General features: G+C 71.8%; 25 protein-coding genes and 1 tRNA gene. 14 read left to right on the top strand and 12 right to left on the bottom strand.

All coding sequences use genetic code 11. From position 1 onward, the window contains the following. Positions 1 to 448 precede the first annotated feature (448 nt). The 6 genes from ADL05_RS27295 (at position 449) to ADL05_RS27270 (ending at position 6,845) form a co-directional block, all read left to right on the top strand. Positions 449 to 3,379, top strand: a complete 2,931-nt coding sequence (locus ADL05_RS27295; protein WP_082376928.1) for a transglycosylase domain-containing protein — start codon at positions 449 to 451, stop codon at positions 3,377 to 3,379. A 240-nt stretch (positions 3,380 to 3,619) separates the two neighbouring features. After that, positions 3,620 to 3,910, top strand: a complete 291-nt coding sequence (gene rpsF / locus ADL05_RS27290; RefSeq protein WP_053619889.1) for a 30S ribosomal protein S6 — start codon at positions 3,620 to 3,622, stop codon at positions 3,908 to 3,910. Between the two features lie 141 nt (positions 3,911 to 4,051). Next, positions 4,052 to 4,645: a single-stranded DNA-binding protein gene (locus ADL05_RS27285; protein WP_053619888.1), complete on the top strand. Its 594-nt coding sequence runs from the start codon at positions 4,052 to 4,054 to the stop codon at positions 4,643 to 4,645. 113 nt (positions 4,646 to 4,758) lie between these two features. Beyond that, positions 4,759 to 4,995 carry a 30S ribosomal protein S18 gene (gene rpsR / locus ADL05_RS27280; RefSeq protein WP_053619887.1) on the top strand — a complete coding sequence of 79 codons (237 nt, stop codon included), beginning with the start codon at positions 4,759 to 4,761 and terminating at the stop codon, positions 4,993 to 4,995. A gap of 27 nt (positions 4,996 to 5,022) precedes the next feature. After that, a complete protein-coding gene (rplI, locus tag ADL05_RS27275) occupies positions 5,023 to 5,469 on the top strand; it encodes a 50S ribosomal protein L9 (RefSeq protein ID WP_053619886.1) in 447 nt (148 codons plus the stop codon). 548 nt (positions 5,470 to 6,017) lie between these two features. Beyond that, a complete protein-coding gene (locus ADL05_RS27270) occupies positions 6,018 to 6,845 on the top strand; it encodes a peptidoglycan recognition family protein (RefSeq protein ID WP_053619885.1) in 828 nt (275 codons plus the stop codon). A gap of 164 nt (positions 6,846 to 7,009) precedes the next feature. Here the strand turns inward: ADL05_RS27270 and ADL05_RS27265 are convergent, their stop codons facing one another. Next, on the bottom strand, positions 7,010 to 8,359 hold the full coding sequence (locus tag ADL05_RS27265; protein WP_053619884.1) for an MATE family efflux transporter: 1,350 nt from the start codon (positions 8,357 to 8,359) through the stop codon (positions 7,010 to 7,012). A gap of 346 nt (positions 8,360 to 8,705) precedes the next feature. On the opposite strand from ADL05_RS27265, the gene dnaB reads away from it, so the two are divergent. Both dnaB and ADL05_RS27255 read left to right on the top strand, forming a co-directional pair. Further along, complete coding sequence (dnaB, locus tag ADL05_RS27260; protein WP_053619883.1) at positions 8,706 to 10,058, top strand: replicative DNA helicase; 1,353 nt, start codon at positions 8,706 to 8,708, stop codon at positions 10,056 to 10,058. A 72-nt stretch (positions 10,059 to 10,130) separates the two neighbouring features. After that, positions 10,131 to 10,541, top strand: a complete 411-nt coding sequence (locus ADL05_RS27255; RefSeq protein ID WP_053619882.1) for a VOC family protein — start codon at positions 10,131 to 10,133, stop codon at positions 10,539 to 10,541. 364 nt (positions 10,542 to 10,905) lie between these two features. On the opposite strand, the gene ADL05_RS27250 is transcribed toward ADL05_RS27255, so the two are convergent. The 6 genes from ADL05_RS27250 to upp all read right to left on the bottom strand — a co-directional run bounded on the left by ADL05_RS27250 (position 10,906) and on the right by upp (position 16,024). Further along, positions 10,906 to 12,621 carry an ABC-F family ATP-binding cassette domain-containing protein gene (locus ADL05_RS27250; RefSeq protein ID WP_053619881.1) on the bottom strand — a complete coding sequence of 572 codons (1,716 nt, stop codon included), beginning with the start codon at positions 12,619 to 12,621 and terminating at the stop codon, positions 10,906 to 10,908. Positions 12,622 to 13,177: 556 nt separating this feature from the next. After that, a complete protein-coding gene (locus ADL05_RS27245) occupies positions 13,178 to 13,405 on the bottom strand; it encodes a hypothetical protein (protein ID WP_053619880.1) in 228 nt (75 codons plus the stop codon). 314 nt (positions 13,406 to 13,719) lie between these two features. Then, positions 13,720 to 14,232 (bottom strand): PH domain-containing protein, encoded by a 513-nt coding sequence (locus ADL05_RS27240; RefSeq protein WP_053619879.1) that lies wholly within the window; start codon positions 14,230 to 14,232, stop codon positions 13,720 to 13,722. Positions 14,233 to 14,249: 17 nt separating this feature from the next. Next, positions 14,250 to 14,414, bottom strand: coding sequence for a hypothetical protein (locus ADL05_RS31390; protein WP_170293704.1), 165 nt, complete (start codon positions 14,412 to 14,414; stop codon positions 14,250 to 14,252). 310 nt (positions 14,415 to 14,724) lie between these two features. Continuing rightward, positions 14,725 to 14,967 (bottom strand): hypothetical protein, encoded by a 243-nt coding sequence (locus tag ADL05_RS27235; RefSeq protein ID WP_053619878.1) that lies wholly within the window; start codon positions 14,965 to 14,967, stop codon positions 14,725 to 14,727. A 403-nt stretch (positions 14,968 to 15,370) separates the two neighbouring features. Next, on the bottom strand, positions 15,371 to 16,024 hold the full coding sequence (gene upp / locus ADL05_RS27230; protein ID WP_053619877.1) for a uracil phosphoribosyltransferase: 654 nt from the start codon (positions 16,022 to 16,024) through the stop codon (positions 15,371 to 15,373). A 335-nt stretch (positions 16,025 to 16,359) separates the two neighbouring features. Between upp and ADL05_RS27225 the strand changes: the two genes are divergently transcribed. From ADL05_RS27225 to ADL05_RS27210, 4 genes are all read left to right on the top strand, one after another. Next, positions 16,360 to 16,860 carry a tRNA adenosine deaminase-associated protein gene (locus tag ADL05_RS27225; protein ID WP_053619876.1) on the top strand — a complete coding sequence of 167 codons (501 nt, stop codon included), beginning with the start codon at positions 16,360 to 16,362 and terminating at the stop codon, positions 16,858 to 16,860. Between the two features lie 42 nt (positions 16,861 to 16,902). Then, a complete protein-coding gene (locus tag ADL05_RS27220; protein ID WP_053619875.1) occupies positions 16,903 to 17,388 on the top strand; it encodes a tRNA adenosine deaminase-associated protein in 486 nt (161 codons plus the stop codon). A 4-nt stretch (positions 17,389 to 17,392) separates the two neighbouring features. Further along, positions 17,393 to 17,875, top strand: coding sequence for a nucleoside deaminase (locus ADL05_RS27215; RefSeq protein ID WP_053619874.1), 483 nt, complete (start codon positions 17,393 to 17,395; stop codon positions 17,873 to 17,875). A 10-nt stretch (positions 17,876 to 17,885) separates the two neighbouring features. Further along, positions 17,886 to 17,970: transfer RNA gene (locus ADL05_RS27210), tRNA-Ser, on the top strand. Between the two features lie 157 nt (positions 17,971 to 18,127). Here ADL05_RS27210 and ADL05_RS27205 read toward each other — a convergent pair. From ADL05_RS27205 to ADL05_RS27195, 3 genes are all read right to left on the bottom strand, one after another. Continuing rightward, positions 18,128 to 18,943 carry a protein phosphatase 2C domain-containing protein gene (locus ADL05_RS27205; RefSeq protein WP_053619873.1) on the bottom strand — a complete coding sequence of 272 codons (816 nt, stop codon included), beginning with the start codon at positions 18,941 to 18,943 and terminating at the stop codon, positions 18,128 to 18,130. Between the two features lie 166 nt (positions 18,944 to 19,109). Further along, positions 19,110 to 19,976 carry a LacI family DNA-binding transcriptional regulator gene (locus ADL05_RS27200; protein WP_053619872.1) on the bottom strand — a complete coding sequence of 289 codons (867 nt, stop codon included), beginning with the start codon at positions 19,974 to 19,976 and terminating at the stop codon, positions 19,110 to 19,112. Beyond that, positions 19,976 to 22,459: a glycoside hydrolase family 2 protein gene (locus ADL05_RS27195; RefSeq protein ID WP_053619871.1), complete on the bottom strand. Its 2,484-nt coding sequence runs from the start codon at positions 22,457 to 22,459 to the stop codon at positions 19,976 to 19,978. The genes ADL05_RS27200 and ADL05_RS27195 overlap by 1 nt, the downstream gene beginning before the upstream one ends. A gap of 263 nt (positions 22,460 to 22,722) precedes the next feature. Here ADL05_RS27195 and ADL05_RS27190 point away from each other — a divergent pair, with 263 nt between their 5' ends. Continuing rightward, positions 22,723 to 23,976 (top strand): ROK family transcriptional regulator, encoded by a 1,254-nt coding sequence (locus ADL05_RS27190; RefSeq protein WP_053619870.1) that lies wholly within the window; start codon positions 22,723 to 22,725, stop codon positions 23,974 to 23,976. A 167-nt stretch (positions 23,977 to 24,143) separates the two neighbouring features. Further along, entirely contained in the window at positions 24,144 to 24,629 is a 486-nt protein-coding gene (locus tag ADL05_RS27185) for a hypothetical protein (protein WP_156366072.1), read from the top strand. Here the strand turns inward: ADL05_RS27185 and ADL05_RS27180 are convergent. Beyond that, positions 24,622 to 25,161: a PadR family transcriptional regulator gene (locus ADL05_RS27180; protein ID WP_053619868.1), complete on the bottom strand. Its 540-nt coding sequence runs from the start codon at positions 25,159 to 25,161 to the stop codon at positions 24,622 to 24,624. The genes ADL05_RS27185 and ADL05_RS27180 overlap by 8 nt on opposite strands. A gap of 21 nt (positions 25,162 to 25,182) precedes the next feature. Next, positions 25,183 to 26,040 (bottom strand): Rieske (2Fe-2S) protein, encoded by an 858-nt coding sequence (locus ADL05_RS27175; protein WP_053619867.1) that lies wholly within the window; start codon positions 26,038 to 26,040, stop codon positions 25,183 to 25,185. Positions 26,041 to 26,132: the final 92 nt, after the last annotated feature.

Below are 26,132 nucleotides of genomic sequence, written 5' to 3'. Positions count from 1 at the left end.
GCGAACTGGCATTACGGGCGGTTCCGGATACGGGGTGACCGAGTGTCCGATTGCACGCGATACCCTCGCGCGTGGGTTGTGCTATACCGTTCCATCGCTCTAACGTGACCTTTGATTTGCGCGCGTAGCCGGTAGAGCCCGGACGGCACCGCCGTCGCGGTGCCGTCGACGTCGATCGAGAGCACCGACCAGGGCAGCGCTCCCGCAGGCCAATGACCAGGAGGATGTAGCGGCTTTCGTCTCCGCGACCTGTGTGAAAACCTTCACCGGCACCAAGGCGTCCCTCTACCAAGCCTTGAAGGGCGCACGGTGGTGGCGCCCCCATGGCCCACACCCCGCCGGACACCCGCGGACAGGTCGCGGATCACCGATCCCCCAGGGGGACCGACCCCCGTTTCCACCAAGGAATCGTCAGGCCGACCGGCCGTGAGAGGCAATCGAGGACCACGTGAGTACCGAACGACGACGGAGTGCCGATGGCGGCCGTCGCCGGGCCGAGGGCCCGGGCGACGGTCCGCGCGGCCAGGGCGGCAGGCGACGGGCCGGAGGCCCGCCTTCGGGCGGGCGCCGACGGGACGAGTCCGACGACGGCTTCTGGGGCGACGTCCCCGAGCCGCCCCGGCGCAGGCGCTCGCCTTCGGGTGAGGCGTCGGCGGAGGGCCGTGGCGGTCGCCGTCGGACCGAGGGGGAGCGCCCCCGCCGACCCGAGGGCCAGCGCCGCCGCCAGCCGGAGGACGGGGACCGTCCCCGGCGCCGCCGTCCCGACGCGGCCGGCGGGGCGGCCGGCGGTGCCGCGGCCGGTGCCGCCATGGAGGGCGGGCGCCCGCGCCGCCGTCCCGAGGGCGAGCCCGGTCGACGGTCGGACGGGCAGCGCCGTCGCCCCGACGGTGACCCGCGCGCCGGCGGACGCCGCCGTGCCGACGGACCCCGTGGGCCGCGTGACCCCCGTGACCGTGAGCACGCCGCCCGTTCCGAGGGCCGTCGCGGCCCCGCCCGGGGCGCCGGCGGCCGGGGTGGAGGCGGCCGGGGTGGCGGCGGTGGCGGACGCCGCCGCTCGCGCCAGGAGGAGCCGGACGACCGGCCCTGGATCAAGCGCTTCCTGTCCAAGGCGTGGAAGCCCGCGCTGATCGTGTGCGGTCTGATGATCATCGGCGGTGTGGCCGCCTTCGCGGTCATGTACTCCCTCACACCCAACGCCCGCGCCCTGGAGGAGCAGGTCGACGACGTGAACGCCACTCAGGTCATGTGGGCCGGAGAGGGCGAGGAGGACGGGGAACTGGCGTTCACCACAGGTGAGGTCAACCGGATCAGTGTGGACCGGGACGACATCCCGGACAGCGTGGTCAGTGGTGCGCTCGCCGCCGAGCAGCACACCTTCTACCAGGACCCCGGCATCAGCATCACCGGTACGATGCGCGCGATCCTGTCCGCCGGCGAGGCGGGTGGCGGCTCCACCATCACCCAGCAGATGGCGCGCAACTACTACGGCAGCCTGGGTACCGAGCAGACGATCAGCCGCAAGGTCCGCGAGATCTTCATCGCGCTCAAGCTGGGCCAGCAGATGGAGCACGACCAGATCCTCACGCAGTACCTCAACACGATCTACTTCGGTCGGGGCGCCTCGGGCGTGGAAGCGGCCGCCCAGGCCTACTTCGGCACCAGCGTGACCGAACTGGACGATGCCCAGGGAGCGTTCCTCGGCATGATCATCCAGCAGCCGAGCGCCTTCGCCAACCCGGAGCCCGGCGGCCCGCACGACAGGGTCATGCGCGGTGAGCGCTGGGACTACATGAAGGTCCAGTTGGCCGAACTCCACGAGGTCAACCCCGAATACGGCCTGCCCCCGGAGAAGGCGGAATCCCTGGAGTTCCCGGAGCCGATCGAATACGACGAGGCCGAAGGCGCCGACCCCAAGGTCGGCTACATCTACAACGCCATGATCGACGAGCTCGATCGCCGTTACGAGGGCATCGACGGACAGGACATCGCCACCGGCGGCTACACCATCAAGACCTCGCTGGACGAGGACCTGATGGACAGGGCGAGCGAGGCATTCGAGGTCCTGCCCCCAGGGGCCGAGGACACCATGTTCGGCCTGACCGCTGTCGACCCGGCGAACGGTGAGATCGTCGCCTTCAACGGCGGCCCGAACGCGGCGGAGGTCGTCAACAACTCCCTGACCCATCAGACCCAGGCCGGTTCGTCGTACAAGCCCTACGTCCTGGCCACGGCGCTCACCCAGGGCATCGCGTTGAAGAGCATGTTCGACGGCAGTTCGCCGCGTGAGTTCCCGGGCCTGGCCAGCGAGGTGATCAACGCGGGCGGAGCGAGCTACGACGAAGTGAACCTGATCGAGTCCACGGCCAACTCGATCAACACGCCCTTCGTGGAACTGGCCATCGAGGTCGGTGAACCGAACGTCGACGCCATGGCCGTCGAGATGGGTGTCAATCCGGCCCGGCTCGAGACCTCCACCCAGGGTCCACTCATCGCTCTGGGCACACACCAGGTCAACGCGCTCGACCAGGCGTCCGCGTACGCGACCTTCGCCTCTGGTGGGACGCACTACCCCGCGCACATGATCACCGAGGTCCGAGACGGACGCGGCGAGGTCGTCGAGCCGGTCGACCAGGAGGAGATCGAGAACGGTGTGACGGTGCTGGAGCCCGGGGTCGCCGCCGACGCCACCTACGCCATGCGCCAGGTGGTCGAGGTCGGTGGTGGTACGAACGCCCAGCTCTCCGACGGCCGCCAGGTCGCCGGCAAGACCGGTACCTCCTCCGACGCGGTCTCGGCCTGGTTCGTGGGGTACACACCGCAGCTGTCGGTCTCGGTGGGCCTGAGCCGGTTCCGAGGGGATCCACTGGAGTTCGAGGGCGTCAGCAACACCGAAGTCTTCGGTGGCGGAACCTCAGCCCTGGTGTGGAAGGACTTCATGGAGCACGCCATGGCGGACGTGCCCCAGGAGAACTTCCCCGAGCCGCGGTGGGTCGGTCAGGAGGAGAGCTTCCTGCCCACACCCGAGCCGAGCGACGAACCCAGCGACGACGCGTCGGAGGAGCCCTCCGAGGAGCCCTCCGAGGAGCCCGTCGAGGAGTGCCCGCCCGGCCAGGGGAACGGCAACGGCAACGGCGACGACGAGTGCGCCGATGCCTCCGAGCAGCCGACGGATCCGGAGTGCCCGCCGTGGGATCCGACCTGCCAGGACGACGGTTCCGGTGACGAGACGGACCCGCCGCCCGACGACGGTGACGATGGGGACTGCTTCCCCTGGGGCTGCGATGACGAATCCCCTCCCGATGACGACGAACAGGACGGCCAGAACGGGACCACCGCGCAGAACAGCCAGCGGACGACCCTCGGACGCGACGAGGACTGACCCGCTCCGCTGAACGACGGGGGCCGGTGCGCGCGAGCGCGCACCGGCCCCCGCTGCGTGTGGGGGGAGGGCCGTCCACAGGCAGCCCCGGTGGTCCCCTCCCGCTGGTATTCTTGGCAGCTGTATGGCTCAGAGCCCGTGCGGCGTCCCACCACCAAGGGTGGCGACAGGCCGCGGGCTCCTGCCCTCCTGCCATGGAGATTCCATGGCCGCGACAGTCCAGAGGAGGAACGTACGCCTATGCGTCGTTACGAAATCATGGTCATCCTCGACCCCAACCTCGACGAGCGCACCGTCGCCCCGTCGCTGGAGAACTTCCTGGGTGTCGTCCGCAACGACGGCGGCTCGGTGGAGAAGGTCGACATCTGGGGCAAGCGCCGTCTCGCCTACGACATCGACAAGAACTCCGAGGGCATCTACGCGGTCATCGACCTGTCGGCCGAGCCCGCCACGGTCAAGGAGCTGGACCGCCAGCTCGGGATCGCCGAGGCCGTGCTCCGGACCAAGGTGCTCCGCCCCGAGGTCCACTAGAGCTCGTCTCTCATGGCGGCGCCCGCGCCGCACCCCCTGCCCCGGAGCATCCCGTCGGCGATGAACTGTCGTCACCGGGGCGGATGATCAGGGGACCAGGCGAATCCGCCTGAACCGACTATCTCGAACCGGAGCCGATCCATGGCAGGCGAAACCCAGATCACGCTCGTCGGCAACCTCGTCGACGACCCTGAACTGCGCTTCACGCCCAGTGGAGCCGCGGTCGCCAACTTCCGTGTGGCCTCGACGCCCCGCAACTTCGACAAGGCGTCGGGGGAGTGGAAGGACGGCGAGTCCATGTTCCTCACCTGCACCGTCTGGCGGCAGTACGCGGAGAACGTGGCCGAGAGCCTGCAGCGCGGCATGCGCGTCATCGTGCAGGGCCGCCTCAAGCAGCGCTCGTACGAGACGCGTGAGGGCGAGAAGCGGACCGTCTACGAGATCGACGTCGACGAGGTCGGCCCGGCTCTGCGCAGCGCCACCGCCAAGGTGACCAAGACGCAGCGCCCGGGCGGCGGAGGCGGCTTCGGCGGTGGAGGCGGCGGCGGATTCGGTGGCGGCCAGCCCCAGGGCGGCGGCTACGGGAACCAGGGCGGCGGATTCGGCGGCCAGCAGGGTGGTCAGGGCGGCGGCCGCGGTGGCGCGCCGGCCGACGACCCCTGGGCGACCAACGGCGGTGGCGGCGGCGGTTTCGGTGGCGGCGGCGGAGGATTCTCCGACGAGCCCCCGTTCTAGCCGTTCCACCCCGCGATTGACCCGGTTCGGCGCTCGCTGAGCGCCGGACCACTGTCCACATGTCACCGACCATCCCCGGGAGGACCCCGGGGCTCTTGCGAAGGAGCACCACGATGGCGAAGCCGGCAGCGCGCAAGCCCAAGAAGAAGGTTTGCCTCTTCTGCCAGGAGAAGCAGTCCTACATCGACTACAAGGACACCACGCTTCTCCGCAAGTTCATCTCCGAGCGCGGCAAGATCCGCGCCCGCCGCGTGACGGGAAACTGCACGCAGCACCAGCGCGACGTCGCCACGGCGATCAAGAACGCGCGTGAGGTGGCCCTGCTGCCCTACACCAGCACCACTCGCTAACGGCGATATCCGAGGGAGGTTTTAGTCGTGAAGCTGATTTTGACCCACGAGGTCAACGGTCTCGGAGCCCCCGGCGATGTCGTCGAGGTGAAGAACGGTTACGGTCGCAACTACCTGCTGCCCCGCGGGTTCGCCATTCGGTGGACGCGCGGCGGACAGAAGCAGATCGACCTGATCCAGCGCGCGCGTTCCGCGCGTGACATCCGCAGCCTGGACGAGGCCAAGCAGGTCGCCGGCCGGCTCGGTGCGCTCACCGTGCGCCTCAAGCAGCGCGCGGGCGAGGGCGGTCGTCTGTTCGGTTCGGTCACGCCCGCGGACGTCGCCGAGGCCGTCAAGGCCGTCGGCGGTCCCGAGCTGGACAAGCGCCGGATCGAGATCAAGAACCCGATCAAGTCCGTCGGTGCCTACAAGGTCCAGGTCCGCCTGCACCCCGAGGTCTCCGCGACGATCAATCTGGACGTCGTCGGTTCCTGACCAGGATCCGGCTCGTCGGGAGCCCCGTCTCTGCACAGAGGCGGGGCTCCGCGCTTTCCCGCCCGTCTCCCACCACCGCCCCCGGGGCGCGCTACGCGGGGGGCGGGGCTTCCACCCTCAACGGGAGAGCCTGCGGCTCCCGCGCTTTCCCGCCCGTCTCCCACCACCGCCCCGTGGTGCGCTACGCGAGGGGCGGGGCTTCCACCCTCAACGGAAGAGCCTCCGGCTCCCGCGCTTTCCCGCCCGTCTCCCACCACCGCCCCCGGGCGCTGTGCGAGGGGCGGGGCTTCCACCCTCAACGGAGAGCCTCCGGCTCCCGCGCTTTCCCGCCCGTCTCCCACCACCGCCCCCGGGGCACGCTACGCGGGGGGCGGGGCTTCCACCCTCAACGGAGAGCCTCCGGCTCCCATACTCTCCACCTGCGGATTCCGGCAGATTCTGACACGCCATGGCGGCGAATGCGGCGCTTTGATTACTCTTCGTAACATATCGTTTCCCCTGAGTAGCACCTTTGTCGTGGTGCCCAGATTCGGGAGGAAGACACCGCCATGGCCGCAGAGAACCATCCGCAACCGGCTCGCTCCCTGGACCGCAGGACCCTGCTGCGCGGATCCGCGCTCGTCTCCGGAGGCGTGATCCTCGGGGGACTGGTGGGGCTGAGTGCCACGGGGCCCGCGTCCGCCGCGGGGATACCCAAGGTCTACACACGGTCGGACTGGAAGGCGCGCCCACCCAGGCAACGCGTGCGGGTCCTGGACCAGGGACCGACGCACATCGTCGTGCACCACACCGCGACGGGGAACGTGTCCGACATGTCCACGTCGCACGCGGGGGCCCTGTCCAGGGCCATCCAACGGCACCACATGGACAACAACGGCTGGAACGACACGGGTCAGCAACTCACCATCAGCCGCGGCGGGTACATCATGGAGGGCCGTGACCAGACGCTCCGGGCGATCCGCGACGGGCGGCACGTGATCGGCGCGCACGTGGCCAACCACAACTCGCACACCATCGGGATCGAGAACGAGGGCACGTACACCTCCGCGACCCCGCCCTCGGCACTGATGTCCTCGCTCGTGGAGACGTGCGCCTGGCTGTGCCTCGTCTACCGGCTGGACCCCGAGGACGCGATCGTGGGGCACCGGGACTACAACGCGACCAGCTGCCCGGGCGACAAGCTGTACTCGATGCTCCCGAAGCTGCGCCGGGACGTGAGGAGTTCGGTGCGCGAGCAGCTGAGCCACCTGAGCCGGATCGCGGGCACCGAGCTCACGATGGAGGAACTGCCCAGCTACCCGCCGGTCCCGTCGTCGGAGCGCATGGAGACCTTCTTCCACGGTCCCGCCATCGGCGAACTGGACGTCTCCCTGTAGGACACGCACGGCACGGGGCCGCCACCCGCCTGGCGGCCGCCGTGCCCGGACCGTCGGCGGGGGCCTGCCCGGGCCCCGGTTCGGGGGTTCGGAGCCCGTCTTCGGGTCCGGCCGCGTGCCGGGACCCGTGCTCGTGCACGCGGCCGGGCTCCGGGAGCCGGAGTTCAGGGTCGTCGGGCGCCGGTGACCAGCCAGGCGGTGCCCCGGGCCCGTGCGCCCAGGGTGAGGGCGCGCGCCAGGATCCACACCGCGAAGGCGATCCACAGCCCCACCAGGCCCCACAGGGTGCTCCCGGTGAACACGGGGACCAGCAGGGCGCACGGCAGGAAGGCCATCATCGTCCACAGGGACGCCCACGCGAGGTAGCGCTGGTCGCCGGCGCCCATCAGCACGCCGTCCAGGACCATCGTGACGCCGCTCAGCGGCTGGAGCAGGGCGACCACGACCAGGGTGGCCATGATGAGGACCCGCACCTGGGGATCGTCGGTGAACGGGATCGACGCCCACGGCAGGACCACGATCACCAGGACGGCGAACACCAGCCCCGACAGCACACCCCACTCCACCATGCGCCGGGTGGCGTCGCGGGTGCCCCGGACGTCGCCCGCCCCCAGGTAGCGGCCGATGATCGACTGCCCGGCGATCGCGATGGCGTCCATGGCGAACACCAGCAGCGCCCAGATGTTGTACGAGACCTGGTGGGCGGCGATCGCCTCGTCGCCCAGCCGCGCCGCGACGGCCGTGGTCACCAGCGCCACCACGCGCATCGAGACGCTGCGCAGGAACAGCGCGAAGCCCGCCGAGGCGGAGGCGCGCAGTCCGGCCGCGGTGGGCAGGAGCGAGACCCCCTCGCGGCGGGCGGTGCGGGCGATCGTCGCCACGTACCAGAACGCGCCCGCGCCCTGGGCGACGACGGTCGCCCAGGCCGACCCGGCGATGCCCCAGTCCAGGACCAGGACGAACACCGCGCACAGCGCGGCGTTCCCGGCGTAGGTGGCGACGGCGACCACGAGCGGCGTGCGGGCGTCCTGGAGCCCGCGCAGCACACCGGTGCCCGCCATCACGATGAGCAGGAACGGGGTGCTCAGGAGACTGACGCGCAGGTAGGTCACGGCGTACGGCGCCACCTCCGGCGACGCGCCCAGGAGGTCGACGAGCGCGGGGCCCAGCGGCCAGCCGACGGCGATGGCCGCCATGCCGAGCAGGACCGCCAGCCAGATCCCGTCCACACCGTCGCGCACCCCGCCCGCGACGTCACCCGCGCCGAACCGGCGCGCGACCGCGGCCGTGGTGCCGTAGGCGAGGAAGACGCACACCGCGACGAAGGTCAGCAGCACCTGGCCGGCCACGCCCAGACCGGCCAGTGCCCGTGTGCCCAGTGTTCCGACCACGGCCGCGTCGGTCAGCAGGAACAGGGGTTCGCTGACGAGTGCGAAGAACGTGGGGATCGCGAGGGCGAGGATCTCGCGGTCGTGGCGGTGCCGGAAGGGAGCGGCGGGCAGGAGTCCGAGCATGACCCGGCCACATTACCGGACACGCGTTCGAGGCCGGATGTGGAGTTGTCCACACCCCCGCCGAAGCCTGTGGATAACCTGTGGAAACTCCCGCTGTGAGACATCTTGCACGTACTGCTCACGGTGGGTGTTTCCCCAGGTCAAGTGCTATGTATGGGGAGTCCTGGAAAGTTATCCACAGGTGATGTGCACAACCGGTCCGCGCAACCCCCTACGGGGCCGCGTACATGGTGGTATGGGCCCGTCCACAGCCCCCCGTCGGCGGCCTCCGCGGCGCCCGCCATGGGGCATCCTGGAGGGGGCGGTCCGTTCCCGGACCGCGGCAGGGCCTGCGTGGGGAGAGTTCGTGAGTGTCGCCGAGGAACCACCTGAAGAGGGCGGATACGAGCGCACCCCTCCCCACGACATCCAGGCCGAGCAGAGCGTCCTGGGCGGCATGCTGCTGTCCAAGGACGCCATCACCCAGGTCGTCGAGATCATCCGCTCCGCGGACTTCTACCGCCCGGCGCACCAGATCATCTACGACAGCGTCGTCGACCTCTTCTCCCGCGGCGAGCCCGTCGACGCCATCTCCGTCAACGCCGAGCTGACCAAGCGCGGCGAGGCCGCCCGGGTCGGCGGGGCGCCGTACCTGCACACGCTCACCGAGGCCATCCCCACCGCGGCCAACGCGGGCTACTACGCCAAGATCGTCTCCGACCGCGCGGTCCTGCGCCGCCTGGTGGAGGTCGGGACCCGCATCGCGCAGATCGGCTACGCGGGCGACGGCGAGGTGGACGACCTCGTCGACCACGCCCAGGCCGAGATCTACAAGGTCGCGGAGAAGCGCACCGGCGAGGACTACGTCGTCCTCGGCGACATCATGCCCGGCGCCCTCGACGAGATCGAGGCGATCGGCGCCCACGACGGCACGCTCACCGGTGTCCCCACCGGCTTCGCCGACTTCGACGCCCTCACCAACGGCCTCCACCCCGGCCAGATGGTGATCATCGCCGCCCGGCCGGCCGTGGGCAAGTCCACGCTGGCCCTGGACTTCGCGCGGGCGGCGTCGATCAAGAACGAGATGACCTCGGTCTTCTTCAGCCTGGAGATGGGGCGCAACGAGATCGTCATGCGCCTGCTCTCGGCCGAGGCGCGGGTACCGCTGCACACCATGCGCTCGGGGCTGATGACCGACGAGGACTGGGCCCGCCTGGCCAGACGGATGGGCGAGGTCGCCAGCGCGCCGCTGTTCATCGACGACTCACCGAACATGTCGATGATGGAGATCCGCGCCAAGTGCCGCCGCCTCAAGCAGCAGCACGACCTCAAGCTGGTCATCGTCGACTACCTCCAGCTGATGAGTTCGCCCGGCCGGGTGGAGAGCCGCCAGCAGGAGGTCTCGGAGATGTCGCGTTCCCTCAAGCTCCTGGCCAAGGAGCTGGAGGTACCGGTCGTGGCGCTGTCGCAGCTCAACCGTGGTCCCGAGCAGCGCACCGACAAGCGCCCCCAGGTGTCCGACCTGCGTGAGTCGGGCAGCATCGAACAGGACGCGGACATGGTCATCCTGCTCTACCGCGAGGACGTGCACGACAAGGAGTCGCCGCGCGCGGGCGAGGCCGACATCATCGTGGCCAAGCACCGCAACGGCCCCACCGCCGACGTCACCGTCGCGTTCCAGGGCCACTACAGCCGCTTTGTCGACATGGCTCCGGGGTAGCCCCGGGGGTGACACGCGGACCGGTCAGGAATCGAGAAGCCCTGGCCGGACGCGCGGTCTAGTCTCGGAGCCATGGACCTCACCATTCACACGACCTTCCTCCCGCACGACGACCCCGAGGCCTCCGTGGCCTTCTACCGGGACGTCCTCGGCTTCGAGGTGCGCAGCGACGTCGGGCAGGGCCGTATGCGCTGGATCACGGTCGGCCCCGCCGACCAGCCCGGCACGTCGATCCTCCTGGCACCGCCGGCGGCCGACCCCGGGATCACCGAGGACGAGCGCCGCACCATCTCCGAGATGATGGCCAAGGGCACCTACGGCTGGATCCTGCTGGCGACGCGCGACCTCGACGACACGTTCGCCAGGGTGCAGTCCGGCGACACCGAGGTCGTCCAGGAACCCACCGAGCAGCCCTACGGTGTCCGTGACTGCGCCTTCCGCGACCCCGCGGGCAACCTCGTCCGTATCCAGGAAGCGCGCTGATCCGCCGTCACCGGTGCCGTGGTGCTCGGCACCGGTGACGGGCGCCGCGGCGCGGGGCGCTTCCGTGCCGCCGCCCCTCCCTCACCCCCACTCGTGCGTCCCGGTGCCCGTGGACGGCGACGACAGGAGACTCCACCATGTGTCACCCCTCGTGGGACCGCGCGCGTGCGGAAGCGCACCGCCTGGACGGCCTCGCCCGGTCGCTCCGTGGGCGTGACCGGATCGACCGGGAGACCGCGGGGGACCCGTCCGACACGGGCGGGTATGGTCGGACGGGTCCCGGTGCGCGAGACGTCCCCATATCGGTCAGCTGCTTAATCGGTTTATGGCCAAGCCGATTTGTCGACAAAGAGCTACGTCGACATCACTGAGCGTCAGAATCACGGAAGACCGCTCCCTCCCGCAGCTCCACGCGTCGGCCGGAGAACCGCTCACGTGCCCGCCGGTCGTGCGTCACGATGACCAGCGCGCCCGTGTAGCGGGACAGTGCCTGCTCCAACTCCTCCACCAGGCCGGGGGAGAGGTGGTTGGTCGGCTCGTCCAGCAGCAGGAGGTCGTGGACGCCCGAGGTCAGCCGGGCCACCTCGATCCGCCGCCTCTGGCCGACCGACAGCGCCGCGACCGGCCGGTCCAACTCCGCGGGCCGGAACAGGCCGAGCGATCCCAACTCCTCCCGCAGGTCTTCGGGCGGTTCGGAACGCCCCTCGGCGTAGGCCCGCAGGACCGTGTGACCGGGCGGCGGAACGGGGTCGTCCTGCCGCAGGTGGCCGACCCGGGCGGACACCGACACCGAGCCCGAGGTCGGGGCCAGTTCCCCGGCCAGCACCCTGAGCAGGGTCGTCTTGCCCGCTCCGTTGGGACCGGTGACCAGGACCCGCTCGCCGGCGGCCACGGTCAGGGCCTCGACGTCCAGGCGGTGGCCGACCCGGACGCGGTCGAGGACGGCGGCGGGCGGTGCACCGGACCCGACCGGCACCTCCGGCGAGGGTGAACCGGGCGCTTCCGGATCCGCCTGCGGCGGTGCCGAGGAGAACTCGGCGGTCATCCGCAGGGACACCGGGGGCGGTGGCACTGGGTCGTCGGTCAGCCGCCGCAACCGCTCCTTCGCGACACGGATCCGGCTCCGCGCGCCGTGGTCGGCGCCCCGCAGCCGGAAACCCCCGTGCCCGAAGGCGGCCTTGGCCATCCGGCGGGGGATGTCGTCCAGGCGCTGGGCGTTGTTCCGGACCAGGCGCCGCTGGCGGGCGGTGTCCAGCCTCCACTCCTCGTACTCCCGGATCCAGCGGGACCGGGCCGCCGCCTTGGCGGCGAGGAACCCGTCGTAGCCGTTGCCGTACCGGTTGATCCGGTGCGCGACGTGGTCGGCCTCCAACACGGTGCCGGTCACCCCGGCCAGGAAGGCGCGGTCGTGCGTGACGGCGACGACCGTGCCGCGATGCGAGCGCAGACGCTCCTCCAGCCAGGCCACCGCCTGGTCGTCCAGGTCGTTGGTGGGCTCGTCCAGCAGCAGGAGTTCGGGCGCGGCGGCCAGGACCCCGGCCAGGGCCAGGCGGGAGCGCTCGCCCCCGGACAGAGTGCGCAGCGGACGGGCGCGGTCGAGGCCGGTTAGGCCCAGCCCGTGCAGTCCGGCGTCGACGCGGGCGTCGGCGTCGTAGCCGCCGCGGATCTCGAACTCGGCGAGCAGGTCGCCGTAGGAGTCCAGTTCCGCGCGGGTGGCGGAGCCGAGTCCCGCCTCGGCCCGGCGCAGGCGCCGCTCCAGTGCGCGCAGGTCGGCCAGGGCGGCGTCGACGGCGCCCTGGACCGTGCCCGCGGGGAACGCGCCGGGAACCTCGTCCAGGGTCTGGGGCAGGTAGCCGACGCCCCCGGGCGCCCGGACGACGAGGTCACCGTTGTCGGGGCGCTCCCGTCCGGCGAGCAGGCGCAGCAGCGTGCTCTTGCCCGAGCCGTTGTCGCCGATGACACCGACGCGTTCCCCGGGTGCGATGGCGAGGGTGACGCGGTCCAGGACGAGGTGGTCCCCGTAGCGCTTGGCCACGTCGGTGAGGGTGAGCTGGGAGCGGGAGCGAAGTCCGGTGGTCATGGTGGGGCGTCCTCTCTCGTGTGATCCGTGGGGGCGCGGGTCGGCGAGAGGCGGCCTGTGGCACGTGGTTTCGGACAGGAACGCGCCCACGAGGGCGGGTGTCATGTCGCGAGGGAACGTGGAGGCTGCCCGGCACGACCGCGCGGGATGGGACACCGGTGGAGCGGCGCGACGCCGCAGATCAGCGGGTCGCGGTGCTCGGAACACGGGTGTCCGGCGCGGTTGCTACAGGAAGAAGTACAGCCTCATGGACAAGACGATACGTCTCGTCATGCTGAAGTGCAAGCGCAGGCGAATGAGACGGGAGTCACTCCGACGTCACGGTCAGTGGTGGGGTTGCGGTCGTCTGTATCTCGCTTCACGGACAAGCCGATTTGTCGACATAGGAACTTCGGCGGTCCGCCGGCCGGACACACGAAGGGCCGCCCCTCGGGGCGGCCCTTCACTCGCTCGATGGCCGAGGCCTGGCGGCTCTCCGGTCGCGGGGGCGGCTCGGGCACCGCGCCGACGGACCGTGGGTCCGTGGCGCGGAGGCCGCCTGCGCCGCGTCCGTCGGTTACAGCCAGCGCGCCTCGGGGCGCGTGCGGCCGTTGTCGTCGGTGACCATGACCCAGTGCATGATCGGATGGCCCGAACGCGTGGTGTCGGCACCGTCGCGGGGCTGCGGGACGTGGACCGGGGTGGTCGTCAGTCCGGTGAGCCGCCGGGTCTCGGCCTCGGGGCGGGTACGCCCACCGGCCTCGGTGGAGCGAGCGAGGTGTGGCGCATTGTTGCTGCGTGCCATGGGAACCTCCTCGTTTCCGTATCAGATCACCCGAGTTAACCCTATGTTCACCTTCAAGTCAATTCGTTTTCCCCTGACGCGTCCGCCGGGCAGCGGGTCCCTCTCGGTCGGATGTGCGGCGCCGCAGGTCACGGGGGTGGCCGAGGCTGTCCGGGAGGGCTCGGTCACATCGCGTCGCGGCCAGGGAAGCCTGGCCGGTGAGTTAGGTGAACGGAAGGTGAACGAAGGTCGAACGCGGATCTCCGTGCGGGGCCGGACGGCGAAGAGCACCCGCCGGGACGGCGGGTGCTCTCGTCGAACCTGGACGCGGGCGGCTACTCCTTGAAGATGAGCCCCACGACCTCGAGGTAGAGCTGCTCAGGGTACGGGATGAAGGCGATCCTGCTCAGCGCCTGGTCCTGTCCGGCGGACTCCATCACGAACGTCCCGTAACCGAGGAACCGGCCCAGCAGTGTCCGCTCGAACCGCATGTCCGTGACCTTGCCCAGCGGCATCATGTTGACCTGGCGGGTGATGAGTCCCGTGGTCAGCAGCAGGCGGGCCGACGTGATGACGAAGTAGTCCACGGACCACTCGGCCACGCGCCACACGAACCACACCAGCACCAGCAGCCACAGCCACCAGATGATGGCCAGGGTCGCGGCGCTGTCGGACGCGAACGGCAGATTGCTGAGGATCCCGGCGAAGATCAGCGCGCCGAGCACCGCTCCGACCGGACCGATCAGGACCGCCGGGTGCCGACGGATGGTCACCACGTCCTGCTCATGGGGCAGGAGGTAGCGGTTGACTGACGCTGGAGCGCTGTTGCTCGACGCGACGAGCCGCATGGCAGCGGACCAACCCCTTACGGCAGCAGCGCGTTAACGAAGCGGGACATCGACTCCGCGCCGCCCATGAGCCCGCCCAGGGCGCTCTGGATCACCCCGGCGGCGCTTTCTGGTTGCGTGAGCAGATAGAACGCCACGAAACCGATGAGCGCGTAACCGCCCCATTTCTTCAACTTCGCCACGACTGACTCCCCTTGGAATCCACCTGACCCACCGACCCAGCAGTGATTCTCGCATTGACGATGATGCCCGTAAAGCCTGGGGCCCACCCTCGGCGTGGCGGTATGTCGTCGGTTCGAGGCTTGCGGGGTGTGTCCGGTTCCGGTGGGGTTGGTAACCCAGTGAAGGGTGGTCCGGAATGGTCTTCGACTCCCGCACGTCAGCGCGTCGAAGCGACCGGACCCGACGCGGCGACCGAACCGGCCCGGCCTGGCGACCGCCCCGGACCGGCGCCTGACCCGTGCGGCGACCGACCCGGTGTGCGACCGGGGCCTAGTGCTGTTCGGCGAACGCCATCGCGAGCACCTGGAGGTGCTGGCGCGCGATGCGCTCGACGAGGTCGGGTGTGGCCCGCCCCGTGACGTCCTGCGCCCCGTGTCTAGCCGCGTCGACGCAGCGGGTGACGGTGGAGGAGTGGTGGACGCCGGAGAACTCGGAGGACAGACGACTGACGACCGGGCCGAAGTGCGTGTCGGGGGCTGTCCTGGTCGTCGCGGGGTAGCGGTTCTCGGGCATCTCACTCCTTGAGGGCCTGGGGGCGGCTGATGGCGCAGCGTAGGCGGTCGGGGGCTTTACGTAGCCGTTGGAGGGTCGGCGGAGCAGCGTCCCGGGGCGGACACTGGACTCGGCCGTCAGCGGCTGTGCCGGTGTGGGGTGGTTTCGGCCTGGTGGGTCGACCCGGTTACGGGTGGTCAGGAACCATGATCACTGTAATCGGTTACGTTCCAATCTCGAAATGAATTCGGCTAATGCAATACCGTGTCGCGGGTTGCCCGACCTCCGGCTGCCACCTGGGTCGACGCGCTCGGCGAGGGATCAATGCCCGATTTACGGACGTTCATTCATCCACATCCGAAAAGAACCGAAAAAGCGCCCGACCGGAGACCGGTCGGGCGCTGTCGGCGTGCGGGGCCGGCCGTCAGGCGCAGCCGTAGAGGCGGTCGCCGGCGTCGCCCAGGCCGGGGAGGATGAAGCCGTGCTCGTTCAGGCGCTCGTCCACGGCCGCGGTCACCACCCGCAGCGTCGCGCCGTGGTCTGGCCTCAGGGTTTCGGTCAGCTTCCGCTCGACCGCTACCAGCCCTTCCGGGGCGGCCAGAAGGCACAGCGCCGTGATGTGGTCGGCCCCCCGGTCCACCAGGAGCTTGAGTGCCGCCGCCAGCGTCCCGCCGGTGGCCAGCATCGGGTCCAGCACGTAGCACTGGCGGCCGGACAGGTCCTGCGGCAGCCGGTCGGCGTAGGTGGCGGGCTGCAGGGTCTCCTCGTCGCGGGCCATGCCCAGGAAGCCGACCTCGGCCGTGGGCAGCAGGCGGGTCATGCCGTCGAGCATGCCCAGGCCCGCGCGCAGGATCGGGACGACGAGCGGCGTGGGACGCGTGAGCTGTGTGCCGGTGGTCTCCACGAGCGGGGTCCGGATGGTGACGTCGGTCACTCGGACGTCCCGTGTCGCCTCGTAGGCGAGGAGGGTCACCAACTCGTCGGTGAGCCGCCGGAAGGTGGGCGAGTCGGTTCCCACGTCGCGCAGGGTGGTCAGCTTGTGCGCGACCAAGGGGTGGTCGACGACCAGGGTTTCCAAGACGTTCTCCGGATGAGCTGGGACAACAGGACGGTGGTGGGGATGAGGGGTCGGCCCGAGTCTAACCGTGAGCGACCCCCGTACCAGGGTTCACTCGCGTCCCACCGGGGAGGAGAAGCCCGACCGCGGGCCACGGCCCGGACGGCGCGCGGCGGGCACCGATTCCCCGGAACGGCCCGCAGGGAGGCGGCGCGTCGGTTCTCATGAGAACGTGGGCGGACTGACGCAGGAGACAAGGGCGACGGCGAGGCGGAAGTGATCGTTACCATGACACACGCGCGGGCGATCGGCGGGACCTCGCCCGCACCTATTGCACCGGCCGGGCTGGGGTGACGATGACTGTTCTGGATCATGGTGACGACGACTCGGGCGACTTCGCGGCGATCGCGTACCGGGAAGAGGAGTACTGGGACGTCGAACTCCTCCCCGTGTCGCTCACACGCGACCTCAAGGGGCTGGTCCACGCGCTGCGGCAGCAGCCCAGCATCAGCGGTTCCCTCGGGCTGGTCTCGGTCGGCGACGACTTCTTCATCATCGCCAGGGTCTACGGCGAGGAGGTCTCCCTCTTCCTCTCGGACGTGACCGCCTCCGTCGACTGGCAGGTGGCCCGGGACGTCCTGGACTACCTGGACATCGACCAGCCGGACGACGACGACCTCGACCAGGTCCTGCCGGCCGGCGACCTGTCGATCGTGGCCGACCTCGGCCTGGACGAGATGGAGCTCGGCGCGCTGGCGGGGGACCTGGACCTGTACCCCGACGAGGTCCTGGCCAGCGTGTCCGAACGGTTGGGATTCGCCCAGTCCTTCCAGCGTGTACTTGACGGGATGGGGTAAGGGGTACCAGGACGAACACCTCGGAGAACAGGAGCGCGCGCGGTGTCGATCTTCGCAGCTGTCTTCGCCCCCAACGGGAAGACGTGGCGGGGAACCGAGGTCGAACTCGGGGACGTGGACGTCATCGACGACATCACGGACCTCATGATCGACTTCGCCGTCGAGCGGGGCGGTGACCTCTCCCTCCTCCTCATCGAGGCCGACGACGAGTGGTTCGCTCTCGTCCGTGCCGAGGAGGACGGCGAGCCCCGTGTCTACCTGTCCGACGCCCGGGTGGTGCACGACCACCCGCTCGCGGCGGTGCTCTCCGAGGCCGGCGGCCTCGGCGCCCCCCAGCCGGCGGAGAGCGCGGGAGCGCGCCCCAATCCGGCTCCGGACGGCGACGGCCGCCTGCTCACCGACCTGGGGATCACCGCGGACGAACTGCGCTCGCTGTCGGTCGGCGGCGGAGTGCTGCCCAGCGACGTCCTGGCGGTCGTCGCCGAACGCGCCGGTTTCGCCGACCTCCTCGACGACATGAGGCTGTGACCGGGTGCCGGACCGGGACGCCGTGGACGCCGCTCTGCGCAGGGCGATCGCGGAGGGCGAGCTCGCCGAGCGGACCGGGGACGTTCCGGTGGGCGCGGTGGTGCTCGACGCGGACGGGGCCGTCCTGGGGACGGGCCGCAACGAGCGTGAGGCCACCGGAGACCCCACGGCGCACGCCGAGGTGCTCGCCCTGCGCGCCGCGGCCCGCGCGCGCGGTGAGTGGCGCCTGAGCGGCTGCACGCTGGCCGTGACGCTGGAGCCGTGCACGATGTGCGCCGGCGCGATCGTCCTGTCCCGGGTGGACCGGCTGGTCTTCGGGGCCCGCGACGCCAAGGCCGGAGCCGTCGGATCCCTGTGGGACGTGGTGCGCGACCCCCGTCTCAACCACCGTCCGGAAGTCGTTCCACCCGACCTGGTCAGCGAGGACGTCGCCACCCGGTGCGCGGATCTGCTGATTCGATTTTTCGAGCGGCGCAGGATCCGGTAGAGTTCCTCTCGGTGGAGTCGCCTAGTGGCCGATGGCGCCCGCCTCGAAAGCGGGTAAGGGGCAACCCTTCGAGGGTTCAAATCCCTCCTCCACCGCACGAGGCCGATGTTCACGCAGGTGAGCGTTCGGCCGGTAGAGGTAGCGAGGGCCGGTTGGTCCGAGCCGGTGCACATATCGTGCACACGGCGAGGAGCAACCGGCCTTTCGCGTGTCCGGGGTCCAGGAGCCCCTCCAGAGGCCCCGGACCCCGCGTCAGTTCGGGGTCCACGTGACGACGGTGGCGTCGTCGTGGAGCTTGCCGGGCGTGGACTCCCGCCGTTCGGCGTCGGCCCCCTCCAGTGCGCGCACGTGGCCGATGAGTGCGGCGGGGCCGCCCATGGCGAGGGTGTAGCAGTCGTGCCAGGTCTGGGTGCCGAAGACCTCCACGCCGCGGGTGGCGCCGTCCGTCATCGCGGCGAACCCGGCCAGCCCGTCCAGGGGCAGGGATCCGGTCAGGGCTTCGGCGGCCGCGCGGGGGTCGGCCCCGGCGGTCCAGAACCCGCCCGGCACGTTGCGGTGCGCCCGGATCGCCCGGCCCCGTTCGTCGAGTTCGGCCCGGCGTTCGGGGGTGCCCGCGCGCGTGGTCAGGGGAGCGGAGGCGAGCTTCCGCCGCAGGTCGTCCAGGCGGGTGTCCGCGATGGCGGTGACCGTGCCGTGCGTGTCCTCGGCCAGGAGCACCGAGTCCGACAGCACGAGGTGGTCCAGGCGGTCGCCGGCGAAGCGGACCAGGAGGACGGTGGCCGAGGGGGTCTCCTGGCAGGTGAGGTCGCAGCCGGGTCCGTGGAGCGACGACACGGTGGTGACCGCCGCGGCGAGCACGTCCCGCAGCGGTCGGTCGCCCACGAGCCCGGCCGCCAGGAGACCGCCCAGGCGCCGGGTGTACCAGGCGACGCCGTGCGCGCAGCCGGTGTCGACGCCGTACGGGGCGCTGACCCCGTCCAGGAGGACGACCCCGTCGGGGGTGACGGCCGCGAAGTCCTCGTTGTCGCGGTCGGGGTGTCCGGGCTCGGTGGCCAGCAGGAAGGGCACGGCTCGGTCCTGGTCGGTTCACGGGTGTGCGCGCAGCGCCGGGGGCGGACCCCCGGTCGCTCGCAGCGAGTCTAGGGCGGTCCCGTGGACGCCGCTGGGGCGCCGCGCGGCGGGGTGGGTGTCCGCGGCACCCGCCCCAGGGCCGCGGGCGGCGGGTGCGCGGTCCTCACGTCCGGGCCGGGGCCGTGCTGCCGCGGGCGACGAAGCGGGCGGTCGGGGACCACCGCGCTTCGACCGGGCCGCCGTCGAGCAGTTCCAGGACGGAGCGGGCGACCGAGGAGCCGTACTGGTACACGTCCACGCTCATGGCGCTCAGCGGCGGCGTGGCCAGCTGGCACAGGACCGAGTCGTCCCAGGCCACCAGGCTCAGCCGTTCCGGCACCGGGACGCGCAGCTCCCGGGCGGCGGCCAGGCCCGCGACCGCCATGGCGTCGTTGTCGTACAGGATCGCCGTCGGCCGCGGCGCGCCCCTGAGCAGCTCGGCCGTGAGCCGTGCGCCCGACTCGTGCGAGTAGTCGCCCTCCACCACCGTCGGTTCGGGAAGCCCCGCCTCGTGGCACGCCTCGGTGAGGGCGGCGGTGCGGGCGACGGTGTGCCGCAGCCGGGCGGGGCCGCTCACGCGGGCGATGTCCCGGTGGCCCAGCTCCACGAGCCGGTCCACGGCCTCGCGCACCGGGGCCGCGTCGTCGGTGCGCACGGCGGGCGGGTCGGGTGGTCCGTCCCATGTGCCCGCCAGCACGGCGGGCAGTCCCAGCGCGCGCAGGAGCCGCGGCCGTTCGTCGTCGGCGGTCAGGTTCACCACGATCACCGCGTCCACGAGGCACCGGTCCGCCCAGCGCCGGTAGGTCGCGGCCTCCTCCTCGGGCGTGGCCACCAGGTGGAGGATCACCGACACGCCGCGAGCGGCCAGCCGCTCCTCGATACCCGCCACGAACTCCATGAAGTACGGCTCGGTGCCGAGCATCCGGACGGGCCGGGCGACGACCAGCCCGACCCGTCCGGATCCCGCGGGACCGCGTCCCGGCTCGTCCATCAGCCGCGTCCCCTGCCGGCGTGCGGGGTGTTGGCCGAGCGCAGCACCAGCGGCGCGGTCAGGGCGGACGGGTCGATGTCGGCCGCCGTCCGGACCGTGAACGAGCGGCTCTCCCCGGCGAGCAGGCTGACGAGCATGTCGTCCACCTCGGCGTCCGGCGCCACCCGGTCGGCCAGGATCGCGACGTCCCGGGCGAAGGACCCGGCGCGCACGTCCACGCGGTAGCCGCCGGGGACCGCGACCGCCTCGGCGGTCAGGGCGTCCGGGGCGTAGCGCAGGTCGGTGTCCTCGCGGAACAGGTGCACGGCGCGGACGTCCCCGCAGGTCGCCACCAGCACCTCCTCCTTGGTGTTCCGGGCCGCGAGGAGCGGTCGGGCCAGGTCGAGTTCGGCGGTGGCGCGCGGCCCCACGGCGAGCGCGATCCCCTCGTCGGCGAGCACGGTGCCCGCGAAGGTCTGGCGCTCGACCGCCACCCGCCCCTCCCACGGCTCGTCGGTGTCGTTGACCGCCACCAGGGCCTCGCGGCCGTCGCGGGGCTGCACGGTGAGCAGGCGCGGGGCGTAGGCGTGCCGGAGCCCGTACAGCAGCGGCTTGGGGCGCTCGTCGCCGTCGACCGCCGCCCAGGAGGTGACCGGCCAGCAGTCGTTGATCTGCCAGACGACCGCGCCCGCGGTGCGCGGCCACCAGGACCGGTAGTGCTCGATCCCGAAGACGACGGCGCGCGCCTGGTTGAGCTGGGTCGCCCAGTGCCAGTCCTCGAACGTCGTGGGCGTGGGCAGGTGGGCGGAGAATCCCCGGTCCAGCTTGCCGTTGCCGTCCTCGGCCTTCTGGTGCAGCAGGAACGCGGGCGACTCCGGGGTCATCGGCTCGTCGTGCACCCAGTCGGTCAGGGTGGTCCACGTGGGCGGGCCCTGGAAGCCGAACTCCGAGCAGAACCGGGGGACGTTGTCGCGGTAGGCCCGGTAGTCCGTCTGGTTCCACACGGTCCACTCGTGCTTGGTGCCGTGGTCGTCGTCGTTGGGGTGGACCGCGTCGAGCGCGTGCCCCGGGCTGTAGGGGCTGCCGTCGGCGTAGAAGCGGGTGGGGTCGAGTTCGGCCACGACGCGGGGGAACAGGTCCGTGTAGTAGCCGTGGCCCCACGTGCGGTCGGCCAGCGGCTCCTGCCAGCCCCAGTCCATGTAGCCCCACAGGTTCTCGTTCCCGCCGTTCCACAGCGCGAGCGAGGCGTGCGAGGCCAGCCGGGCGACGTTCTCCCTGGCCTCGGCCTCGAACTCGCTCCAGAGCGGTTCCTCCTCCGGGTAGGCGGCGCAGGCCAGGAGGAAGTCCTGCCACACGAGGACGCCGCGCTCGTCGCAGACGTCGTAGAAGTCCTCGCTCTCGTAGACGCCGCCGCCCCACACGCGGAGCAGGTTCATGTTCGCCCCGACCGCCTGGTCCACGCGGCGCTCGATCCGCTCGCGGGTGACGCGGGTGAGGAAGTGGTCGTCGGGGATCCAGTTGGCGCCCTTGACGAAGACCGGCCTGCCGTTGACCGCGATGGTGAACGGGGTCCCGTGCTCGTCCGGTTCCGTGTCCACGGTGACGGTGCGGAACCCGACGCGGCGGGAACCGGAGTCGAGCGGCTCGGCGGCGCCGGGCTCGGCGAGGGCGAAGGACAGCTCGTACAGGGGCTGTTCGCCGTACCCCGCGGGCCACCACAGCCGGACGTCGGGGACCTCGACGACGGCGACCGCGGTGTCGGACCCGGCGGGCACCTCGGTCTCGACGCGGTGTCCGGCCACCTCCGCGGTGAGCACCAGGCCGGTGCCGGCCCCGGTGCCCGCGCGTTCGACGTCGGCGTGCACCTCGACGCGCCCGCTGCCGTCGGGCGCGACCGTGACCAGCGGCCGCACCCCGGCCAGCCGGGCGGTGCTCCAGCGCTCCAGGCGGACGGGCTTCCAGATCCCGGCGGTCTGCAGGTCGGGCCCCCAGTCCCAGCCGAAGGAGCACGCCATCTTGCGGATCATGTTGTACGGGTGGGCGTTGGTGTGCGGGCGCGCGCCCAGGGCCTCGCGCTGGCGCTCGGCGTACTCCAGCGCGGAGCGGAAGGTGACGACGAGTTCGTTGGCGCCCTCGCGCAGCGCCTCGCGGACGTCGAAGCGGTAGGACCGGTGCATGTTGGCGGTGCGGCCGAGCTCGTGTCCGTTGAGTTCGACGGTGGCCACCGTGTCCAGGCCGTCGAAGGCCAGGTCGACGCGTTCGCCCTCCGCGGGCGCGGTCGCGTCGAAGGCCAGCGTGTAGCGCCAGTCGGTGCGGTGCAGCCACGCGAGCTCGGTCTCGGCGGAGTCCAGGTACGGCTCCGGGATCAGCCCGGCCGCCAACAGGTCCAGGTGGGTGCTGCCCGGTACCGCCGCGGGCAGGTCGCGCCCGGCGATGTCCTCCGGGACGGGGCCGGCCACGGCGGACATCCGCCAGCCGTCGTGCAGGGTCTGACGGAACCGCATCCGGTCCTCCAGGTCGTGAGTGGGGCGACGGGGGCGCCGACGCGGGGGCGTACGGGCCCGGTGGCCGGCACCGCTTGCGCTCACCGACCACTCGGAGGATTCTTACTTTAGTGAACTAAGTAAGTCAACAGGCGCGCGCTCCGGCACCGGCACAGGCGGGGTCCGGCGGTACCCTGGGGCACGCCGCCGGCGGGCGGGCCCCCGCGCCGTGCGGACCGGGCCCGGCCCGCACGTGCGCCACGGAACGACCGGCGGAGGTTCTCTTGGGCGGGACGGCACGGGCCACTCCCCACACGACGAGCAGGGCGGCGGTCCTCGACGTCATCCGCGCCGCGGGCACCATCAGCAGGGTCGGACTGGCGCGGGCCACCGGCTTCACCGGCGCCACGATCTCGACCGTCGTCCGCCGCCTCATCGACGACGGCCTGGTCCTGGAGACCGGGCGCGCGGAGTCGACCGGGGGCAAGCCGCGGGTGCTGCTCCGGCTCAACCAGGACGCCAGGTACGCGGTGGGCGTGCACCTGGACCCGGTCGGCATCACCCACGTGCTCACCGACCTCACCGGGGCCGTCGTCTCCCGGATGACCAGCGCGGGCGTCGGTACCGAGGACGCGGCCGTGGTCGTGGCGCGGACCGCCCGACAGGTGGACGTGCTCGTGGAGGGCGCGGGGATCGACCGCGACCGCGTCCTGGGGGTGGGCCTGGTCTCGGCCACCCACGGGTCGCGCACGTCCGAGCCCGCCATGCGCTACTGGGCGGACTACCCGATCGGCACGGAACTGCGCGAGGCGGTCGGCCTGCCGGTCGTGCTCGGCAACGACGCCACGGCGGCGGCGCTCGGCGAGTACTGGTCGGGCGTGGTCGGCGGGTCGTCGGTCTTCGCGGCCGTGTACATGGGCACCGGGGTGGGGGCCGGACTGCTGGTCAACGGCGTCCCCTACCTCGGGAGCAGCGGCCACGCGGGCGAGATCGGCCACGTGTGCGTCGACGTCGACGGGCCGCCCTGCTGGTGCGGGGCCCGCGGCTGCGTCGAGGCGGTCGCCGGTCCGGCCGCGGTGGTGGCGCAGGCCCGCGCCGACGCCGGCCTGGCGCGGGCGGCGGGCCTGGAGCGGGGGGCCGACGGACCCCCGCCGTCGGTGCCCGCCGAGTTCGCGGCCGTGGTGCGCGCGGCCCGGCGGGGCGAACCCACCGCCCGCGCCCTGCTGGACCGGTCCGCGCGGCGGCTCGCGGTCGCCGTGCGCGGACTCGCCAACGTCATGGACCTGGACCTGCTCGTGCTGACGGGCGCGAGCCTGTCGGCGGCGGGGCCGGTCTACCTTCCGGCCATCCGCCGCGAGCTCGACCAGGCGTTCTTCGCCCGTGGCACGCACGGGGTCGAGGTGCGGATGTCGTCGTCGGCCGAGACGGCACCCGCCATCGGCGCCGCCGCCATGGTGCTGCAGTCCCGGCTCGCCCCGCTGCGCGCGCGGCCGCGGTGGCCGGACGACCTGTCCGAGGAGGCCCCGGCGCACGCCTGACCCCGCGCCCGGAGCCCCGGCCGAGCCCGCGAGGCCGTCGGAGCAATGGCTTCCGTCGGTGCGGGGGCGACGATGGTCGGCCCCCCGAAGGGCACCGTGGGAGGACGCGTGGCGGGCCGGGGCGGGGGAGTGTGGAGCGTACGGACACCGAACCCCCGGAGGCTCCCATGAACCGCCTGTCGGCCCGTCTCGACGAGCTGCACGCGCGCGTACGGAGGATCCGCGCGCTGACCTACTTCACCTGGTGCGTCAGAATCCTGCTGGCGATCGGGTTCCTGCCCTCGGGCTATCGCAAGATCGTCAACGAGCCCTTCACCCTGGAGGAGTCGCTCGGCGACGTCCACACCATGTTCACCGCACTGCACCAGGACTTCGGCGCGCTCTACGTCTTCATCGGACTGTGCCAGGTGGGCGCGGCGCTGCTGCTGCTCGTCCCGCGTACGGCGGCGCTGGGCGCGGCGGTCTACCTGCCGATCATCACCGGCATCGTCGTCATCACCGTCTCGCTCGGCTTCGGCGTGGGCACGCCACTGATCACGTCGCTGATGCTGCTGGGCGCCGTCTACCTGCTCTGCTGGGACTGGCACCGGGTGCGGCCGCTCCTCGGACCGTCCCGGCCCCCAGGGACCGAGGCCGAGTCCGCGGTCAGGTAGCGTCCTGCGCCAGTTCGGCGATGGCGTCGTCGAGCCAGGTGACCCAGAAGGTCTCGATGTCGATACCGGCGCGCAGGACCACGCGCTGCACGCGGTCGCGCTCGGTGCCCCGGTCGCGGGCCGCGTCGCGCCGCTCGATCTCCCGGTACTCCGCCAGCTGCTCGCCGTGCAGCCTCCGGTGCCGCCGCAGCTCCGCGACCAGGTCGCCCAGGCCGACGACCCCGGCGGCGCGCAGGCGCAGCGGCAGCGGGTCGCGCAGGGCCCGCGGGTCCTCGGGAACCGACACCCACCGCGCCAGTTCCTCCCGGCCCGCCGGCAGGACCTCGTACTCCTTGCGCTGCCCACGCGTCGGGGTGTCGGACGGCAGGGCCCTGATCAGCCCCGACTTCTCCAGTTTGCCCAGCTCCCGGTAGATCTGCTGGTGGGTCGCGGACCAGAAGTAGCCGATCGAGCGGTCGAAGCGGCGGGTCAGCTCCAGCCCGGAGGACGGCTTCTCCAACAGGGCGGTCAGGATCGCGTGGGGCAGGGACATGTGCGCATTCTAGGGACCGATTCAGGCCCCGGACGCGGGCAGGCGGACCAGGACCCTCCCGTCGACCACCGAGGTCTCCAGGCGCTCCAGCCCGGCGGTGGCGGGCCCGTGGACGACCGAGCCGTCGTCGACGCTGAACTCGCTTCCGTGCCAGGGGCAGCGCAGGCACCCGTCGACCACGGCCCCCTCCGCCAGCGGGGCGCCCGCGTGGGTGCACGTGCCCAGCGCGGCGTGCACGTCCGTGCCCGACCGCACGACCACGACCTCGACCCCGTCCACGTCCGCGCGCCCCGGCTCGCCGTCCGGGAACCCGTCGAGCGTGCCGATGTCGTTCCAGTCGTCGGAGACCAGGTCGATGAGGTAGTCCGCCCTGTTGGCCCCCGAGGCCCGGTAGTAGGCCAGGTGCCCGCCGAGCGACCCGCCCACGGCAACCGCGCCCAGACCGGCCATGGCCAGGGCGCGGCCCCAGCCGCGGCGGTCGGCCGCGCGGGCCGCCGAGGAGGCGCCGAACAGCAGGAAGCCGAGACCGTTCGCCGCCGCGTGGGCCACACCGACCCGCTTCTGCCGCTCGTGCTGGTGTGCCAGGTCGACGATCCCGCTCACCGAGGACGGCAGCGCGCACACCAGACCGGCGTTGACCAGTGCGTGCGCGCTCCGGTCGTGGTCGCCCGGCGTCAGGTCCAGCAGCACCGCCGACAGCCAGGCGCCCAGCGGCAGCTGGACCGAGAGCGGGTGGAGCGGGTGGCCGAGCTGGACGCCGTGGAGCAGGTCGCGCAGGCGGCCCTCGGGCACGGTGTCGGCCAGCCGCTGGAGTACGGACGCCGCCGGGTCGAGCCGTTCGTCGCTTTCGATCTCGCGTACGCGTTCACCGAGTCTCATGCCCGGACGACTACCCCCGAGCCGACCGCGGCATGCGTGCCCGGGGGACTTGTGGCTCCCTTGACCTGCTCTTTTGAAGCGGCGGCACGGTG

The organism is Nocardiopsis sp. NRRL B-16309 (assembly GCF_001279585.1).
In the GTDB taxonomy this organism is placed as follows: Bacteria; Actinomycetota; Actinomycetes; order Streptosporangiales; family Streptosporangiaceae; genus Nocardiopsis.
The sequence above is the reverse complement of the archived record's forward strand: the minus strand, read 5'-3'. Positions and strand labels throughout refer to the sequence as shown.